15 protein-coding genes and 1 pseudogene are annotated in these 17,133 nt (G+C 33.2%); 7 read left to right on the top strand and 9 right to left on the bottom strand.

Annotation, left to right across the window (positions count from 1 at the left end):
* Positions 1-73 precede the first annotated feature (73 nt).
* Positions 74-991: an acyltransferase family protein gene (locus tag OH806_RS07990; protein ID WP_264743154.1), complete on the top strand. Its 918-nt coding sequence runs from the start codon at positions 74-76 to the stop codon at positions 989-991.
* Between the two features lie 47 nt (positions 992-1,038).
* On the opposite strand, the gene dnaJ is transcribed toward OH806_RS07990, so the two are convergent.
* The 5 genes from dnaJ to proS form a co-directional block, all read right to left on the bottom strand.
* Positions 1,039-2,157 (bottom strand): molecular chaperone DnaJ, encoded by a 1,119-nt coding sequence (dnaJ, locus tag OH806_RS07985; protein WP_264743153.1) that lies wholly within the window; start codon positions 2,155-2,157, stop codon positions 1,039-1,041.
* Between the two features lie 76 nt (positions 2,158-2,233).
* Positions 2,234-2,773 carry a nucleotide exchange factor GrpE gene (locus tag OH806_RS07980; RefSeq protein WP_406567616.1) on the bottom strand — a complete coding sequence of 180 codons (540 nt, stop codon included), beginning with the start codon at positions 2,771-2,773 and terminating at the stop codon, positions 2,234-2,236.
* Between the two features lie 73 nt (positions 2,774-2,846).
* A complete protein-coding gene (locus OH806_RS07975) occupies positions 2,847-4,181 on the bottom strand; it encodes an Nramp family divalent metal transporter (RefSeq protein ID WP_264743151.1) in 1,335 nt (444 codons plus the stop codon).
* Between the two features lie 116 nt (positions 4,182-4,297).
* A complete protein-coding gene (locus tag OH806_RS07970; protein WP_264743150.1) occupies positions 4,298-5,596 on the bottom strand; it encodes an OmpA family protein in 1,299 nt (432 codons plus the stop codon).
* Positions 5,597-5,712: 116 nt separating this feature from the next.
* Positions 5,713-7,188, bottom strand: coding sequence for a proline--tRNA ligase (gene proS / locus OH806_RS07965; RefSeq protein ID WP_264743149.1), 1,476 nt, complete (start codon positions 7,186-7,188; stop codon positions 5,713-5,715).
* A gap of 144 nt (positions 7,189-7,332) precedes the next feature.
* Between proS and OH806_RS07960 the strand changes: the two genes are divergently transcribed.
* Both OH806_RS07960 and OH806_RS07955 read left to right on the top strand, forming a co-directional pair.
* Positions 7,333-8,367 carry a prolyl-tRNA synthetase gene (locus OH806_RS07960; RefSeq protein WP_264743148.1) on the top strand — a complete coding sequence of 345 codons (1,035 nt, stop codon included), beginning with the start codon at positions 7,333-7,335 and terminating at the stop codon, positions 8,365-8,367.
* Between the two features lie 35 nt (positions 8,368-8,402).
* Complete coding sequence (locus OH806_RS07955) at positions 8,403-9,815, top strand: OmpP1/FadL family transporter (protein WP_264743147.1); 1,413 nt, start codon at positions 8,403-8,405, stop codon at positions 9,813-9,815.
* A 74-nt stretch (positions 9,816-9,889) separates the two neighbouring features.
* Here OH806_RS07955 and OH806_RS07950 read toward each other — a convergent pair whose 3' ends face one another.
* Positions 9,890-10,615, bottom strand: a complete 726-nt coding sequence (locus OH806_RS07950; RefSeq protein WP_264743470.1) for a ZIP family metal transporter — start codon at positions 10,613-10,615, stop codon at positions 9,890-9,892.
* Positions 10,615-11,343, bottom strand: coding sequence for a class I SAM-dependent DNA methyltransferase (locus OH806_RS07945; protein WP_264743146.1), 729 nt, complete (start codon positions 11,341-11,343; stop codon positions 10,615-10,617). Before OH806_RS07945 ends, OH806_RS07950 begins: the two co-directional genes overlap by 1 nt.
* A gap of 136 nt (positions 11,344-11,479) precedes the next feature.
* Here OH806_RS07945 and OH806_RS07940 point away from each other — a divergent pair, with 136 nt between their 5' ends.
* The 3 genes from OH806_RS07940 to OH806_RS07930 all read left to right on the top strand — a co-directional run bounded on the left by OH806_RS07940 (position 11,480) and on the right by OH806_RS07930 (position 14,173).
* Positions 11,480-12,640 (top strand): THUMP domain-containing class I SAM-dependent RNA methyltransferase, encoded by a 1,161-nt coding sequence (locus OH806_RS07940; RefSeq protein ID WP_264743145.1) that lies wholly within the window; start codon positions 11,480-11,482, stop codon positions 12,638-12,640.
* Between the two features lie 57 nt (positions 12,641-12,697).
* Complete coding sequence (locus tag OH806_RS07935) at positions 12,698-13,099, top strand: branched-chain amino acid ABC transporter substrate-binding protein (RefSeq protein ID WP_264743144.1); 402 nt, start codon at positions 12,698-12,700, stop codon at positions 13,097-13,099.
* 66 nt (positions 13,100-13,165) lie between these two features.
* Positions 13,166-14,173 (top strand): glycosyltransferase family 2 protein, encoded by a 1,008-nt coding sequence (locus tag OH806_RS07930; protein ID WP_264743143.1) that lies wholly within the window; start codon positions 13,166-13,168, stop codon positions 14,171-14,173.
* A gap of 45 nt (positions 14,174-14,218) precedes the next feature.
* On the opposite strand, the gene OH806_RS07925 is transcribed toward OH806_RS07930, so the two are convergent.
* Positions 14,219-15,445, bottom strand: a complete 1,227-nt coding sequence (locus tag OH806_RS07925) for an aminotransferase class I/II-fold pyridoxal phosphate-dependent enzyme (protein ID WP_264743142.1) — start codon at positions 15,443-15,445, stop codon at positions 14,219-14,221.
* A gap of 145 nt (positions 15,446-15,590) precedes the next feature.
* Here OH806_RS07925 and OH806_RS07920 point away from each other — a divergent pair, with 145 nt between their 5' ends.
* Entirely contained in the window at positions 15,591-16,049 is a 459-nt protein-coding gene (locus OH806_RS07920) for an Lrp/AsnC family transcriptional regulator (protein ID WP_264743141.1), read from the top strand.
* A gap of 3 nt (positions 16,050-16,052) precedes the next feature.
* On the opposite strand, the pseudogene OH806_RS07915 reads toward OH806_RS07920, so the two are convergent.
* Positions 16,053-16,985 (bottom strand): annotated as a pseudogene (locus OH806_RS07915) (bestrophin family protein); the annotation flags it as partial.
* Positions 16,986-17,133: the final 148 nt, after the last annotated feature.

Raw genomic sequence — 17,133 nt, 5'->3', positions numbered from 1 at the left:
AATCTAAAAATTGAAATAAATACAAACTTATGAAACGCTTTGATAAAGCCTGTTCATAAGTTTTTTTTATTGTATGAGAAGTTTATCTGTTGATATTTTGAAGATTGTACTTGCGTTTTTTGTAGTGTTTCTTCATATGCATGTTCTGAGGGACTCTTATCCGTTTTTGAGCTATGTATTGGTGAACGGACTTTTCAGAATTGGTGTGCCTGTTTTTTTAATTATTTCCGGATATTATTTTTACTATATCAATGATTTTCAGAAGCTGAAAAAATGGCTTGTAAGAATATTTATACTCTATGCAGTTTGGTCTGTTGTATACATTCCGTTTTGGAAAGAGAAAGATGATTATACATTAAACATTTTATTTGGATATCATCATTTGTGGTATTTGATTGGGACTTTTTTTTCAGGGATTATTTTATTTGCTTTGAAAAAGACTTCTACGAGGTTATTATTGCTGTTTATCCTGCTTTTGTTTTGTTGTGGATATATCATCCAGTTTTTAGCAAATTCTCATTATTTTACCGGTGATTTAGATTCTGCTTTAAATTTATTTCCAACGTACAGAAACTTTCTGTTTGTGTGTTTTCCTTTTTTAGGAATTGGTTTTTTAATTAGAAAATTAGAATTGGATGTAAAGTATAAACCTTCATTATTATTTGTTTTAGCATCAGTTGGGTTAGTGATTTTTGAAGCCTTTCTGAATTATAAGGTTTTTGATTTGAATAAAAGAGAAAGCGTTGATTTATTATTTTCTTTATTGATTGCTTGTCCGATTTTGTTTGTGTATTGTAAAAATTTGCCATGGAAAACCGATTCTAAAATTCTCGCGAGTATTTCGACAGCAATATATCTCATTCATCCTTTATTAATGGAAGGCATTTATAAATCGGAAATAAAGTATCAAAATCTTGCCTTTACAATGGCTTTAATTGGTGCAAGTTTAATGCTGGTTTTTATCAATAAGAAACTGAAATATCTGCTTTAAAAGTATATAAAAACAAAAAAGGACTCTGTAAGAATCCTTTTTATATGTTAGTTGAATAAGTCTTTCACTTTATCGAAGAATGTTTTTTCTTTTCCGGATGGTTCTGCAACCATTTCTCCGCTAGACATTTGTTTTTCGAAGAAATCTTTTTGTTCTTTCGTTAATTTTTGTGGTGTCCAAACGTTGATATGAATAAACATATCACCTTTTCCGTAGCTATCGATACTCGGAAGACCTTTTCCTGCTAATCTTAAAATTTTTCCGGATTGGGTACCTGCATCTACAGTGATTTTTACTTTTCCACCAACCGTAGGGACTTCTTTTTTAGTTCCTAAAGCAGCTTCTGCAAAAGAAATATACAATTCTTGGTGGAGGTTATCACCTTCTCTTTTTATTGTATTATCTACTTCTTCCTCTACAATAACCAATAAATCTCCCGGAGTTCCTCCGAAAGGAGCGTCATTACCTTTTCCTCTTACATTTAGCTGAATTCCGTCTCTTGCTCCTGCTGGAATATTGATAGTAATTTCTTCCTCATCCTTTATCAAACCTTGAGCATTCGCACCCGCCGGAATTTTATCAGCAACTTTCCCGATTCCCTGACATGTTCCACAGGTTGTTTGTGTCTGCATTTGACCAAACATGGTGTTCATGATTTTTACCTGAACTCCGGAACCATTACAAGTAGGACAGGTTTTTGAAGTGGCACCTTCTGCCATCTTCATTTTTTTTACTTTGATGGTTTTTTGGGTTCCATTTACCATTTCTTCAAGGTTCAGCTTGATTCTGATTCTTAAATTAGAACCTTTTACTTGCTGACGACCTCCGCCGCCACCTCCGAATCCACCGAAACCTCCACCGAAAATATCTCCAAACTGACTGAAAATATCTTCCATGTTCATTCCGCCACCGAAACCACCACCGCCAAAGCCACCGTTTCCGCCAACTCCAGCGTGACCAAACTGGTCGTATCTTGCTCTCTTTTGTTCATCACTTAGAACTTCATAGGCTTCAGCAGCTTCTTTGAATTTTTCTTCAGCAGCTTTATCACCCGGATTTTTATCTGGGTGGTATTTGATAGCCATTTTTCGGTATGCTTTCTTTATTTCGTCGGCTGATGCAGATTTGCTTATCTCAAGAACCTCGTAATAATCTCTTTTTGACATGTTTTTATAATTGTTATTGATAAATGAATGCTTGGGCTTGAAGCTGACGGCTTATAGCATTTATCATTTATTAATATTAATTACCTGTTACTACTTTCGCAAAACGGATTACTTTTTCATTTAAAGTATAACCAGTTTCGATTACATCTACAATTTTACCCTTCAATTCTTCTGATGGAGCAGGAATTTGAGTAATAGCTTCATGGAAGTCTACGTTGAAGCTGTCTCCAGCATTTACTTCCATTGCTTTTAATCCTTTTTCAGTTAATTTCCCTTTGAATTTCTGATAAATTAATTCAACACCTTGTAGGTCGGCAGGATTTCCGTTTTTAGCAATTTCTTTTAAAGCTCTTTCAAAATCATCTAAAACAGCAAGCATAGAAATCATCATATCCTGATTAGCATACTGGAAAAACTCCATTTTTTCTTTTGAAGTTCTCTTTTTATAGTTTTCAAATTCGGCGTATAATCTGATGTAACGATCTTTTTCTTCTGCCAAAAGTTCCTCTGCAGTTGGCTTTGCTGTCACATTTTCTTCAGTTATTGCTTCATTCTGAACAGTTGTATCTTCTTGATTATTGATGCTTTCTTCGTTTATATCCTGATTTTCCATAATTCAATATTTATTTTCATAATTGTTTGACAAAGATTCTGCCAAAGAATAAATCAGGACATTTCGTCAGATATTTCTATTCTCCAAAGAATGTTTGGTATAAAAGATAGAGATTCAAAATAATAATAATAAATGAGATTACCCAAGCACATGTCTTTAAAAATGGTTTATTTACAAATTCACCCATTTTAGCTTTGTCACTTGTAAACATTACTAATGGAACAACGGCGAAGCTCAGTTGCATAGATAAAATTACCTGACTTAGAACTAATAATTCGGTTGTTCCTTTTTCACCGTAAAGAATGGCTACAATTAAAGCTGGAATTACGGCAATTAATCTTGTAATTAAACGTCTTAACCAGGGTTTTAATTTTATGTTTAAAAAACCTTCCATTACGATTTGTCCGGCAAGAGTACCTGTTAACGTCGAGTTTTGTCCCGATGCCAATAAAGCAATTGCAAAAGCTACACTTGCCATAGAAGCTCCTAAAATAGGGGTTAACATTTTGTGAGCTTCGTGAATGTCTGCAATATCTTTGTTTCCTGTCGTATGGAAAGTAGCGGCTGCCAAAATTAAAATTGCCCCGTTAATGAAAAATGCTAACATTAAAGAAGTTGTGCTGTCTAACGTTGCAAATTTAATGGCTTCTTTTTTACCTTCTTTATTACGAGGATAATCTCTTGTTTGAACAATACTACTGTGTAAATATAGATTGTGAGGCATTACAGTTGCTCCCAAAATTCCGATGGCAATATAAAGCATTGCGGGATTTTGAATGATTTCCTTTTGGGGAACCAATCCTCCAAGAATTTCATTAAAAGCAGGTTTCGAAATTATAATTTCATATCCGAAACATGCAACAATGATAAACATTAAACCTGCTACAATACTTTCTATCCAGCGAAAACCTTTGGCTTGTAATAAAAGAATAATTAACACATCAATAGTTGTAATAACAATTCCCCAAGTCAATGGAATATGGAAAAGTAAATTCAAGGCAATGGCAGAACCTATAACTTCTGCAAGATCACAGGCTGCGATTGCAATTTCACAAAAAATCCAAAGAATAAAATTGGTTGTAGGATGAAAATGGTCTCTACAGGCTTGTGCAAGATCTCTTTCTGCAACAACCCCCAGTTTCACAGATAAATGCTGTAAAACCATTGCGAAAATATTCGAAATTAAAATTACAGACAGTAGAGTATAGCCAAATTGAGCACCTCCGGCAATATCTGTTGCCCAGTTTCCGGGATCTATATAGCCTACGGCAATCATGAGTCCAGGACCTGCGAATGCAAGATATTTCCTCCAAAAACTTCCATTTTTCGGAACTTTTACAGATGAATAAACTTCAGATAATGAGTGCGATGTTTTGTTTTTTCGCCAAGCGTTTTTTATATTTAAATTCATTAATTGTTAGAATTGACTAACAAATTTAATTAAATAAATGTAAATACAAAATCAGAAGGCACGAAAAATCCCGAAAAATAATTTTCGGGATTCAATTTTTATTTATTCTAAAGAATTTATTTTGCGAATCTTACAGACATTTTTCTGTCAACAGCTCTTTCTTCATTAGAAGCACTAGCGTCTACAGTTGCAAATTTACTTCCGTATCCTTCTGCTTCTAGAACTTGAGCTCCTACTCCTTGTTTCTCTAGCCAGTTTTTGATAAATGTTGCTCTATCACCAGAAAGTTTTACGTTTTTCGCTTCATCACCAGTTTTGTCAGTATATCCACCGATTTTAATTTTTGCATCTGGATAAGCTTTTAAAATAGCAACTAAATTTTGTAGCTGACCTTCAGATCCTGCCTCTAATTCACTTGCACTTCCTATTTTAAAGTTTACATGGTCAAAGTCGTACCATTTATCTTTTAAAGCACTGTCGTCTGCTGCGTTTTTGTAAGCATCAGATTTTAAGAATGTAATCATTTGATCTTCCATTCCTCCTTTGTAACCTTTAAGAGCAGTACCGTTTAAATCAATATCTTCATCAACTTTTGATGTTGTTACAGGTGCTGTATCTGTAGAAACTGTCGCTGAATCACTTGAAACTGCCGTAGAATCTGCTGTAGTTGTTGTAGTGGTAGTGTCTTTATTTTTTTCACATTGTTTCCAAAGGAAATATCCTGCTGCAAGCAATAGTAAAAGTGGCAGAAGCCATTTCCAGATGGAACCGCCACCGCCTTCATTGTTATTTCCGTTTGAATAAGTTTCAGTAGGTGTTGCTCTTCTTGTAGTTTCAACTTTTGGTGCTTCATGAACTGTTTCTTTTACAGTGTCATTGTCATTGCCAAAACCAAATCCTTTTGCCCAATCCCCAAAGTTTAATGAAGCTAAAGACAATCCAGCAGGTAATAAAGAAGAAATAATCCCTTTTTGTTCACCTAATAAGCTAGAAATACCTGACTTGTCTAAGTTATTATCAGCTGCATATTTGCCGATAGAACCTAATGTAGCTCCTGTAACTAAATTTAGTAAAGAACTAGATGAGTTGTTACTAATTCCTGAAAAAGTAGCAATTGTATTTACTAACCCACTTAATTTGTCGCCGAAAATTGAGGACAAAAGAGTAGAAATTATAGAATTATTAGAAGAACTTCCTAATAAGTTGCCTAAAATTCCGCTAGAAGAAGCGTTTGTAATAGCATCCAAAACTCCAGGATTATCAGAGTTATTTGCTAATCCTCCCAAAACAGCAGGAAGTAAACCTCCTATTGCTTTTGAAATACCTGATTCACTTTCTCCAAACTGAGACGCAGCTTGAGATACCAATGCGGGACCTAGTTGTCCTTTAATTAAATCAATAACATTTAAAGACATAATAAATTATTTTAAGATTAATGTTGATATAAATTTAAACAAAAAACAGTCCAAATATCATTTTCAAAAAAAAATCTTTAAAAATTACAAAGATTTTTAAAGATTTTTTAAATTTATTAGTAAGCTTTTGCGAATAAAACTCGTCTCTTAGAAGGCTTTCCTGAGACTAAAGAAATACCTTCTTCAATGTCATCATCTAATGGTATACATCTAATTGTTGCCTTAGTTTCTTCTTTGATTTGCTCTTCTTCTTCGGCTGTTCCATCCCAATGTGCATAGATAAAGCCTCCTTTCTCTTCCAAAACTTTTTTAAATTCTTCATAGGTGTCAACCTTGGTGATATGATCTTTTCTGAAGTTGAAAGCTTTATTATAAATATCTTTTTGGATGGTTTTTAATAATTCTTCAATATAAACGTCAATGTTTTCAATTGGCTGAACTTCTTTAGTTAAATTATCTCTTCTTGCTATTTCTACTGTTCCGTTTTCTAAGTCTCTTGGTCCCATTGCGATTCTTACAGGAACTCCTTTCAACTCGTATTCAGCAAATTTCCAGCCTGGTTTGTTCTGTGTATCGTTATCAAATTTAACAGAAATACCTTTCGCTTTTAATTTAGCCTGAATATCCAATGCAACTTCACTGATTTGTTCCAATTGTTCTTCACCCTTAAATATAGGAACAATAACAACCTGAATCGGAGCTAAAGTTGGAGGTAATACCAATCCCAAATCGTCAGAATGGGTCATAATTAAAGCTCCCATCAAACGAGTTGAAGTTCCCCATGATGTAGCCCAAGCGTGTTCTATTTTCCCTTCTTTATTGGTGAACTTTACGTCGAATGCTTTCGCAAAATTCTGACCCAAGAAATGAGAAGTTCCTGCCTGAAGAGCTTTTCCGTCTTGCATTAATGCTTCGATACAGTATGTTTCATCTGCTCCGGCAAACCTTTCAGATGGAGTTTTTAATCCTTGAATTACAGGAATTGCCATGAAATTTTCTGCAAAATCAGCATATACCTTATTCATTTTTTCAGCTTCTTCCACAGCTTCTTCTCTTGTAGCATGTGCAGTGTGCCCTTCCTGCCATAAGAATTCAGCTGTTCTAAGGAAAAGACGTGTTCTCATTTCCCAACGAACGACATTTGCCCATTGGTTGATTAATATAGGTAAGTCTCTATATGATTGAATCCAGCTTTTATAAGTATTCCAAATGATAGCTTCTGAAGTTGGACGAACGATTAATTCTTCTTCTAATTTAGCATCCGGATCCACAATAAGTTTTGAAGGGTTATTAGGATCGGTTTTTAATCTGTAGTGAGTGACAACTGCACATTCTTTAGCAAAACCTTCTGCGTTTTTTTCTTCTGCCTCAAACAAGCTTTTGGGTACAAAAAGCGGGAAATAAGCATTAACGTGACCTGTTTCTTTGAATTTTTTATCCATTTCGTCACGCATTTTCTCCCAGATTGCATAGCCATAAGGTTTTATAACCATACATCCTCTTACTCCTGAGTTTTCAGCTAAGTCGGCTTTTACCACCAACTCATTATACCATTTGCTGTAGTCTTCGCTTCTTGAGGTTAATTTTGCCATTATTTTTTTTAATTTTTTTAACTTTTGCTTATTATTGTTATCTAAAAATAAAAATCTATTTTTGATAGATATTTTTACGAGTGTTTTGGTACATTTTTGGTACAGATTGCAAATATAAATTAAATTAAAAATCTTTACGTTATCATGAAAAGAAATATACATAAAAATTTGCTTGGTATGTTAAAATCAAAAGGTATTTTAGCAGTGTCAAGCGGATTACTTTTAGTTTCTTGCGGTGCTCAAATGGGGGGGTACAGTGAGACAGACGGGGTATATTACGACCCTAATAAAGATACCCTACCTGAAGGTGTAATTATAAATGATGGCGGAAACAGAGTAGGAGAATACTATGATTATAGTCAAAACGATAATACTCTTATTCAAAATGCAGAGGTGAATTCCAGAGAAAATAAATATAACTCTTGGAATGACTATAATGTGAATACTGCTGCAACAGATTCTGATTGGGGAGCTTATGTCGGCTCTCAAACCAATTACTATAACAATTCTTGGGGATGGGGATATCCTTGGGGTTTGGGAGGATGGTATAGCCCATATTGGGGGATGAATAGAGGATGGAACTTTGGTCTTTCTTGGGGCTGGGGTTGGAATAGCTGGAATATGGGTTGGGGTTACTCACCATATTGGGGAGGCTATTATGATCCGTTTTGGGGTGGTTATTATGGCTACGGATATCCTTATTATGGAGGATGGTATGGTGGAGGATACTGGGGTAATGGATATTACAACGGATATTATAATAGACCAATCTATAGAAGAAGCGGTATGAATGGAAATAGCTATAATGGAGGTTTTACAAACAGTAATGGTAATAAAAATTCGATAATTAGAAATAGTGGAGGTTTCAGAAACTCTAACTCTAATACAGGAAGTTTTAGAAATTCTGGTTCTCTAAATAGCAATAGTGGAGGCTTTAGACAAGGAAACGTAAATGGAACTAGAAATCAGTCTTCTGGAGGTTTCCGTCAAACAAGACCTAATTATAATTATCAACAGCAGTCACAACCACAACAATCTCAACCTAGATATGATAATGGAGGATTTAGAAACAGTAATAGTGGAGGTTTTAATGGAGGATCAAACGGAGGTTTCAGAAGTGGAGGTTCTTCAGGTGGAGGAATGAGATCCAGTGGTGGAGGCGGAGGCTTCAGAAGATAGTCTGTATTTTTAAACGTAATAACTATTAAAATATAATGTTAAAAAAATCTTTAGTATTAATGAGTATTTCTGCTGCATTTTTTGCACAGGCTCAGGATGTATCTATAATAAGGAATTCAATCGAAATGTATTCTGGCTCACCTATGGTTGGTTCTTCAAAGTTTAATGCGATGGGAGGTGCGAACGGAGCTTTGGGTGGTGATGCCAGTTCTTTATTGACAAACCCTGCAGGTTTAGGTGTTGCTATTTCGGGCGAGGTTTCAGGGACTTTATCTATTTCAAATTATAAAAATACTTCAACTTTAGGAAACTCGTCATTAGGGTATAATAAAACTCAGGGAGATATTGGTAATATTGGAGCAGTAATGACTTTTCAATTATTATCTGAAAGTGCTTGGAAATTTGTGAATATAGGGGTTAATTTCTCTAATCAGTCACTAGATAATTATATCGAAACTCCTGGAAATACTAATATAATTTACGATTTTGATATTGCTAATAATGATAGCTCAAGTTTTGGAGGACACGCTTACAACAGAACGGGATACCTTTCTAAAACAAGTGTTGGAGTAGGAGCAAATTATAATAACAGTCTTTATATTGGTGCCGGATTGAACTTTTTAAATGCTAGTATTGATCAGTATGATACAGCTAGGTTTAACTCTACAGCAAATGGTGCATCAGAATTATTCGATAAAAATGAAACACCTTTTTCTGAAAGATCAAATGGTTTTTCAGCGTCATTAGGTGTAATTGGTAAAGTCGGACCAATGTTCAGATTAGGTGCATCTATTGAAACTCCTACTTTCTGGAATATTGACAGAGGTTATAATTTTTATAATGATTCTGTTTACGGAGATGGTTCGGCTGTTGAAGACAGAAGGTTAACTTCACCACTTAAAGCAAGTGTAAGTGCAGCATTTGTTCCTAATAAAAACTTCTCATTAGATGTTGATTATACTTTAGGATTAACAAAGCCTAAGTATAAAGAATATAGTGGAGCAGATGTAGAAATTAATAATTTCTTCAAAGATAATTACAAAAATCTTTCAGAATTAAGAATTGGTGCTGAATATAGATTGAAACAATTGAGATTAAGAGGTGGTTATGCTTATGCTTCAAGCCCAATTGATGCATTGACAGTTAGTAAGTTTAACAATGATGGAACAGCTTCTGACCAATCATACAGCAATCTTATTTTAAGTGATAGAAATGCATTGTCTTTTGGTTTAGGATATGATTTCAAATCATTCTATATTGACGCTACTTATCAGAATATATCATCTAAGTATACCAACCCTTTTATGTATGGTATTCTTGATACAAACAACGGAATCAATTCAGCTTATTATTCTTCAACAAGAACAATAGAAAGTGGTTCATATATTGTATCTGATGTGAAAAGCAACAGAAATAATTTCTTCATAACTTTTGGTTGGAAATTCTAATCAACTTTGAAAATAAAAACAAAAACTCCGGACTGTAAAAGTTCGGAGTTTTTTATGGTATATTATTTTGTTCTTTAGTGAATATGACCTGCGTGAGGGTGTTCATGGAAAAGATGCAGTACTAAAGCTAGAGCAACACCTAAAATTACAAGTCCTATTTTTACCCAATCAATATTGTGGTTTTTATTGCTTTCGAAAATAATTACGGAAGAAATATGTAAAAATATTCCGCCTACAATAGCCAAGAAATAAGGCTGTAAATCAGGATTGAAATAATTTCCTAATAACATACCCATTGGTGAAGCTAAAGCAAATAAAGCAATAATTAATAAAGCAGGAAAAGAAGAAGACCTCGATTTTTCTTTTCCGTTAAATAAAAAAGCTCCTAAAATAAATGAAATAGGAAGGTTGTGGAAAACAATTCCTAAAAGATAGGGTGAAAATTCATGCTCTTCATTTGCTAATGGTATTCCTTCAATAAATGCATGCACGAAAAGCCCAACCATTAAAGCAACAGGAAGAATACTATGATCGTTATGATGATGAAAATGCCCATGCTCGAAACCTTTTGTTAAGGCTTCAAGAATCATCTGCAATAAAACACCTGCAATTACAAAAATTCCCAGGTTATAACTTCCTTCATAAGCGTAAACTTGAGGAAAAACTTCATTCAGACAGATGGTAATCAAAAATCCGGCACTTAAAATCAGGAGATTTTTTGCCAGTTTTTCTTTCTTTCCAAAATGTTTTCCAAGAAATACACCTACAACGACACTTAGAATCAGTAAAAGTACTGTTATCATGAGTTTTTCTTAAATAAATTGATGCAACGAGGAGACGTTTCTTTATTAAATTCATTCAATTGATAATCTCCCCAGATTTTTATTCTTTCAAAACCACATTCTGTGGCATAAGAATTAATGGCTTCCAATGTATGAAGTTTTACTTTTTCAAAGAAATGAAAAGGCTTTCCTTCTGCTTCAAAATATATATCTTTTACGATATGTCTGCCCTCAATTTTCTTTACAATTTTAAACTCGATATCACCACGAATAACGGTAGATTCAGGAACGATGCTTCTTCTTACAAATTCTTCATTTAAATAATCCAAAACAAAATATCCTCTCGGCTTCAAAGCATTGTAAACTGATTGAAAAACTTTTTTGTCGTCATTTTCATTATCAAAATACCCAAAACTTGTAAATAAATTGAAAACAGCATCCATAGGATCTGCATCAATTGGGTTTCTCATATCATGAACATCGAAAATTAAGGTTTGATTTTCAAATTGTTTATCGAATTCTATACTTTGTCTGGAAAGATCTAATCCTAAAACATCATATCCCAATTTATTAAGAAAAACAGAGTGTCTTCCCTTTCCACATGCGAGATCAATGATTTTAGAATTTTTAGGTAATTCTAAATCTGCAGTAAGTTTCGTGATAAAATTTTCTGCTTCTGTATAGTCTCTGTTACTGTAAAGTAAATGATAATAAGGGGTATCAAACCAAGATTCAAACCATTCCATAATGCAAAAATAACTAAATTTGTGCGGTAAAAGGTAAAGTATTTTAAACATTAAAGGATTGAAAGATTCAATTAATTAGAAAATTAAATGTGTAAACTTTTAGCCTTTAGATATATAGCCTTTTTATTTATTATTTATGGATACAGAAAATTTACAAATTCAGATAAAAACATTCTTCGGGCTGGAACAAATTTTGGCAGAAGAAATTAAAAAATTGGGTGGACGAAAAGTTGAAGTTAAAAATCGTGCGGTAAATTGCGAAGGAGACCTTGGTTTTCTTTATAAAATCAATTATTCGGCGAGAACGGCTTTGAAAATTCTGGTTCCGATTCATGAGTTTAAAGCTTTTAATCAGCACCAGTTTTATGATAGGCTTTTCAAATTCAATTGGGAAAAATTTTTGGATGTTGATCAGACTTTTGCAATTGATGCAACGGTAAACTCGGAAACCTTCAAACATTCTCAATTTGTAACGTTGAAAATGAAGGATGCTATTGTAGATTATTTTCAGGAAAAGTTTAAAAAACGTCCTAGTATTGAGACTAAAAGTCCTGATATAAAATTTCATTTGCATATTGACAGAGAATTGATAACCATTTCTTTGGATTCTTCGGGTGCTCCTTTGTTTAAAAGAGGGTATAGAAGAGAACAAGGTGAAGCTCCGATTAATGAGGTTTTGGCCAGTGGAATGCTACAATTGGCGGGTTGGGACGGAAAAGGAAATTTTCTAGACCCAATGTGTGGATCCGGAACACTTTTGATAGAAGCTGCAATGATTGCGATGGATCTTCCGGCTCAGATTTTCAGAAAAAGATTTGCTTTCCAAAATTGGAAAAATTATGATGCTGACTTATTTACAAAAATCAAAGAATTCAGAATTGGTAGAATCAAAGAATTTACAGGGAAAATTGTAGGTTATGATATCGATGCCAGAATGATAAATGCAGCAAGAATAAACATCGAAGCCGCTGAAATGGAGGATGTAATAGAAGTGAAAAAACAAAACTTCTTTGATTCTAAAAAAGAACTTTTCCCATTATTGATGGTGTTTAATCCACCTTATGATGAGAGAATTTCTATTAATGATGATGATTTTTACAAGAAAATAGGGGATACATTCAAAACACATTATCCCAACACATTGGCTTGGCTTATTTCTTCTGATTTGGAAGCTGTGAAAAAAATAGGACTTCGCCCTTCAAGAAAAATCAAACTTTTCAATGGTAAATTGGAAACCAGATTTTTACAATATGAAATGTACGAAGGAACTAAAAAAGTACATAAATTAGAGAATTAATTATAATTAAATCTTCCTTTTTAAGGGAGATTTTTTATTTTTATCGAAACTCAAATTATGAACTGGGATTTTTTTGATTTTTTTGGATTCATCGGTGATGTACTTAATGTATTAAGCGGTTCTTCTTCCTCTTCCAAGGTAAGCTATGATGATAAACATACAAAAAGGAAGACAAAATATCTTACCGAAAAAATAAGTGTAATATCTCTTCTTATTTCTACCGTTTTATTATTTTTTGTTTTTAAAACCCCTTTGCCTTCTGAAAATTATGTTCAAACCATTGTTGTTGCTTCATTGATTGGTTTGGCGACTTCAATGTTGGTATTTTTCATTTTGTACGTTTTAGGAAAGTATTATTTTAAAAGTATTTTTCAATGGTTGTTTTTCAGTTTTTCTATGATATTGTTTTTTGTCTCGTTGATTTTTTACATCTATTTTAAATCGGGAATATTCATATAAGATATAATTATTGTTAAGGATTTGCGCATTGTTTCTTGAATAAGTAATTTTGAAAAATTTTCAGATTTGAATCCTACAATTTCCATTATCGTTGCTATTTTTAATCGAAAAGATGAACTTTTTGAATTATTAAATTCTCTTACCTTTCAAACGGATAAAGAATTTGAAATCATTATTGTAGATGACGGTTCAGTAATAGATTTAAAGCCAACCATAAAAAACTTTGAATCAATTTTAAATATCAAATATTTCCGTAAAGACAATTCAGGTCCGGGATTAACGAGGAATTACGGAGCCAGAAGAGCGGAAAATGATTGGTTGGTTTTTGTGGATAGCGATGTGATTGTAGAAAAAGATTATATCGAGAATATTAAAAAAGATATCCTTGAAATCCCGTGTGATGCTTTTGGTGGAGCAGATAAAGCGCATAAAGGCTTTAATTTGATGCAAAAAGCCATTTCTTATTCTATGACTTCGGTTTTTACGACGGGAGGAATTAGAGGTAATAAAAAAGCGGTTTCAAAGTTTCAGCCCAGAAGTTTCAATATGGGAGTAAAGAAAGATGTTTTCAATAAAGTTGGAGGTTTTTCTGAGATGAGAATAGGAGAGGATCCGGATTTGTCGATGACACTTTGGGAAAATGGATATAAGACTGCTTTTTTTGATGACATCGCTGTATACCACAAAAGAAGAGTAGATTTTGGAAAGTTTTCGAAACAAGTGTATCAGTTTGGTTGTGCAAGGCCGATTCTTAATCAAAGGCATCCTAATTATGTGAAAATTTCGTTTGCTTTTCCTACGCTGTTTCTGTTGGGATATATTTTAGGTTTTTTGGAATATTTTATTTTAGGAAAAGGAATTATTCTTGCATTTTATGGTTTGTATACGTTTTTAGTTTTACTACACGCAACTATTGTGACTAAAAATATCAGTATTGCAGGAATGGCGGTAATTTCTACTTATATCCAAATGTTTTCTTACGGATATGGCTTCTTAAAGTCTTGGATTTTATTGAATATTTTTAGAATGAAACCTGAAGATGCTTTTCCAAAGCACTTTCATATAAATAATTAAAAAATAAAAGCTGTTGAAATTCAACAGCTTTTATAACAAAAAAAATTAGAATATGGAGATGGTTTCATGGTTAAGAACGCCTACTTTTAACATACATTCCTTCATTTTTTGATAAGTTCTTTCTATATCGTGGTCTAGTCCGATTGAAAATCTGATTAATCCATCGGAAATTCCCATTGCTGCACGTTCTTCTTCAGGAATTTCAGATGAAGTTGAGCTTCCTGAACAAGAGAATAATGTTTTGTAGAACCCTAAACTCACAGCTAAGTAACCAAGATTTTCTTTCTGCATCATTTCCATTAATTCATTAGCCTTTTCTGTAGTTCCTGCGTCTACAGTTAAAAGTCCGCCAAAACCATATTCTTCATGCATCATGCTTTTCATTAACTCATGGTTTTTGTGAGATTTTAGTCCTGGATAAGATACTTTTAAGCCATCTTTCTCAAATCTTTCAGCAAGATACATTGCATTATAGCTATGCTGTTTCAGTCTGATGTGCAGCGTTCTAAGATTTTTTAGAATACTTGCAGAACGAAGGCTGTCCATTGTAGGACCCAAAAGCATACACGCTCCTGTGTTTACATTTTTGGTATCATTAATAAATTCTTGATTAGAGCAATAAACTCCACCAACTGTATCGCTACTTCCGTTGATGAATTTAGTTAAAGAATGAATAACGATATCTGCTCCTAATAATGTAGGTGAAATAGAAAGAGGTGAAAAAGTATTATCTACAATTAATTTTAAATTATGTTTCTTACAGAGTTCTGATAATTTTCTTAAATCTGCTACTTCCAAAAGTGGGTTGCTTACGCTTTCGCAATAGATAACTTTTGTATTGGGTTTGATAGACTTTTCAATTGCATCAAAATTATTGATATCCAAGAAAGTAGTTTCAATATTAAAAGGAGGCAAGAAGTTTTTCATAAAAGCATACGTTCCTCCATAAATAGTTCTGCTTGAGATAATATGGTCTCCACTTTTACAAACCTGCATTAATACTGAGGTGATTGCTCCCATTCCTGATGCAGTAACGTTTGCAGCTTCTGTATTTTCCATTTTAGCTAATGCTTCAGAAAGATACAGATTCATTGGAGATGAATGTCTTGAATACAAATAACATCCGTCTGCATTTCCTTCAAATGTATCAAACATTGTTTTTGCAGAAAGGAATGTGTAAGTTGAACTATCAGAAATTGAAGGATTTACTCCTCCAAACTCACCAAAATATTGTAAGTCTTGTATTTCGTTGGCTGCATTGAATTCTTGCATGATTTTTTTATTTAAAAATGAGCCAATTTCAGAATTATAACAATGATAATATTATTTTTTAGAATATAAATCTATATTATTCGATATTTGCAGAAAAAAAGTTTATTATATTTGTTTTTTGTAAAAATTTGCCAAAAAAATATCTATGAACTTTGATGAAACGGATAAAAATTTGCTTCTTTTTTTGCAAGAAGATGCAAAACAAACCACCAAAGAATTGTCTTATAAGCTAGGATTGTCGGTTACGGCGGTTTATGAGCGAATCAAAAAACTTGAAAACTCAGGAGTAATTTCAAAATATGTGGCTCTTTTGGATAAACATAAAATTGAGAGGAACTTTGTGGTTTTATGTCATGTAAAACTTAGTCAGCATAAGAAAGAATATGTTCTTCAGTTTGAAAAAGAAATTATGACTTTACCGGAGGTCACAGAATGTTTTCATGTAAGTGGAGACTATGATTACATCTTAAAAATCTGCTTGAAAGATATCGCAGATTATAGAAACTTTATGGTGACAAAGCTGACGACTTTACAGCATATTGCAAGTACCCATAGTTCGTTTATGATTTCTGAGGTGAAAAATACAACAGCAATTGTTTTGTAGTATTTAAACTAGAACTCCATTTTTAGAAACAATAGGTTCGGGTAATTCTGTTTCACCAACCATTTGTAGAAGATCTATTTCAATAGTTCTACAGATGGAAAGCATAGGTACATCAAACATTAATCCGGCAAATGGGTTTTCGGAATAATCTCCTACAAGCTCCATAATAATGTAAATCCAGCCAACGATAATACAAAATGGAACGCTCACCCAAATTCCCCAATCTCCCAATTTATAAAATTCATTTACCAAGCCTAATGGAAGGAGCATTATAAAAAGAACATTAAAAATAAAAGCGGTACTTGCAAATTGTCTTGGTGACGGAAATTTTTTAATTCTTTCCGCCTGTCCCTGAAAATTATAAAATTCATTTAAGCAATTTTGTAATTGCATCTGATTAAAATCTGAGATGGCAGCAATATTTTTTAATTCATTAATATCCTTAGCTTGTTGTGAAATCAAATATGTAGCAAAATTTTTATAATTTGATTGAGCCTCAAACTCTTCTTCTGAAAGATATTTTCTCAAGAATATCGAGGTTCTGCTATAATCGGGAAATCCTGCTTTTATTAATCTGTTTCTTCTTTGATTAATAAGGTAAGACTTTTCATTTTTCGTTCCGATGTGTTCCCACTCTGTTGGTACCAACAATTGTTCACGAAAAGCGTAAAGCCAGGCTAAATGACGATAGATAATTTTTTTTCTTCTATCCTCTAAGTCAAAAACTCCTATTTCTTCGTTTTTTGTATCAAAAGCATATATCATTGAACCCAAAGAACGGCTGGAATTTACAATTCCTCCCCAAATTTTTCTTGCTTCCCAAAGTCTATCATATGCCTGATTATTCTTAAAACCGACTAAAAATGCTTCTGCTGTACCAATCAATGCAACGGGAACCCAAGGAATAACCATCCATTTCCAGTCGAAGAAATAAAAAAGGGAGGCAACTACTGTACACTAAACACTCACCCAAATTAAATGGATTCCTGAAAGATGCAAAACCTGCCTGTAATTGAAATACTTTGTTGTAATCATGATTTGGTGAAAATCTGAGAATAACTGTATCAAAAAAAATACCAAGACG

Origin of the sequence: Chryseobacterium oryctis, assembly GCF_025971925.1 — a bacterium.
GTDB classification, from domain to species: domain Bacteria; phylum Bacteroidota; class Bacteroidia; order Flavobacteriales; family Weeksellaceae; genus Chryseobacterium; species Chryseobacterium oryctis.
This window is presented reverse-complemented; position numbering and strand designations above follow the sequence as displayed.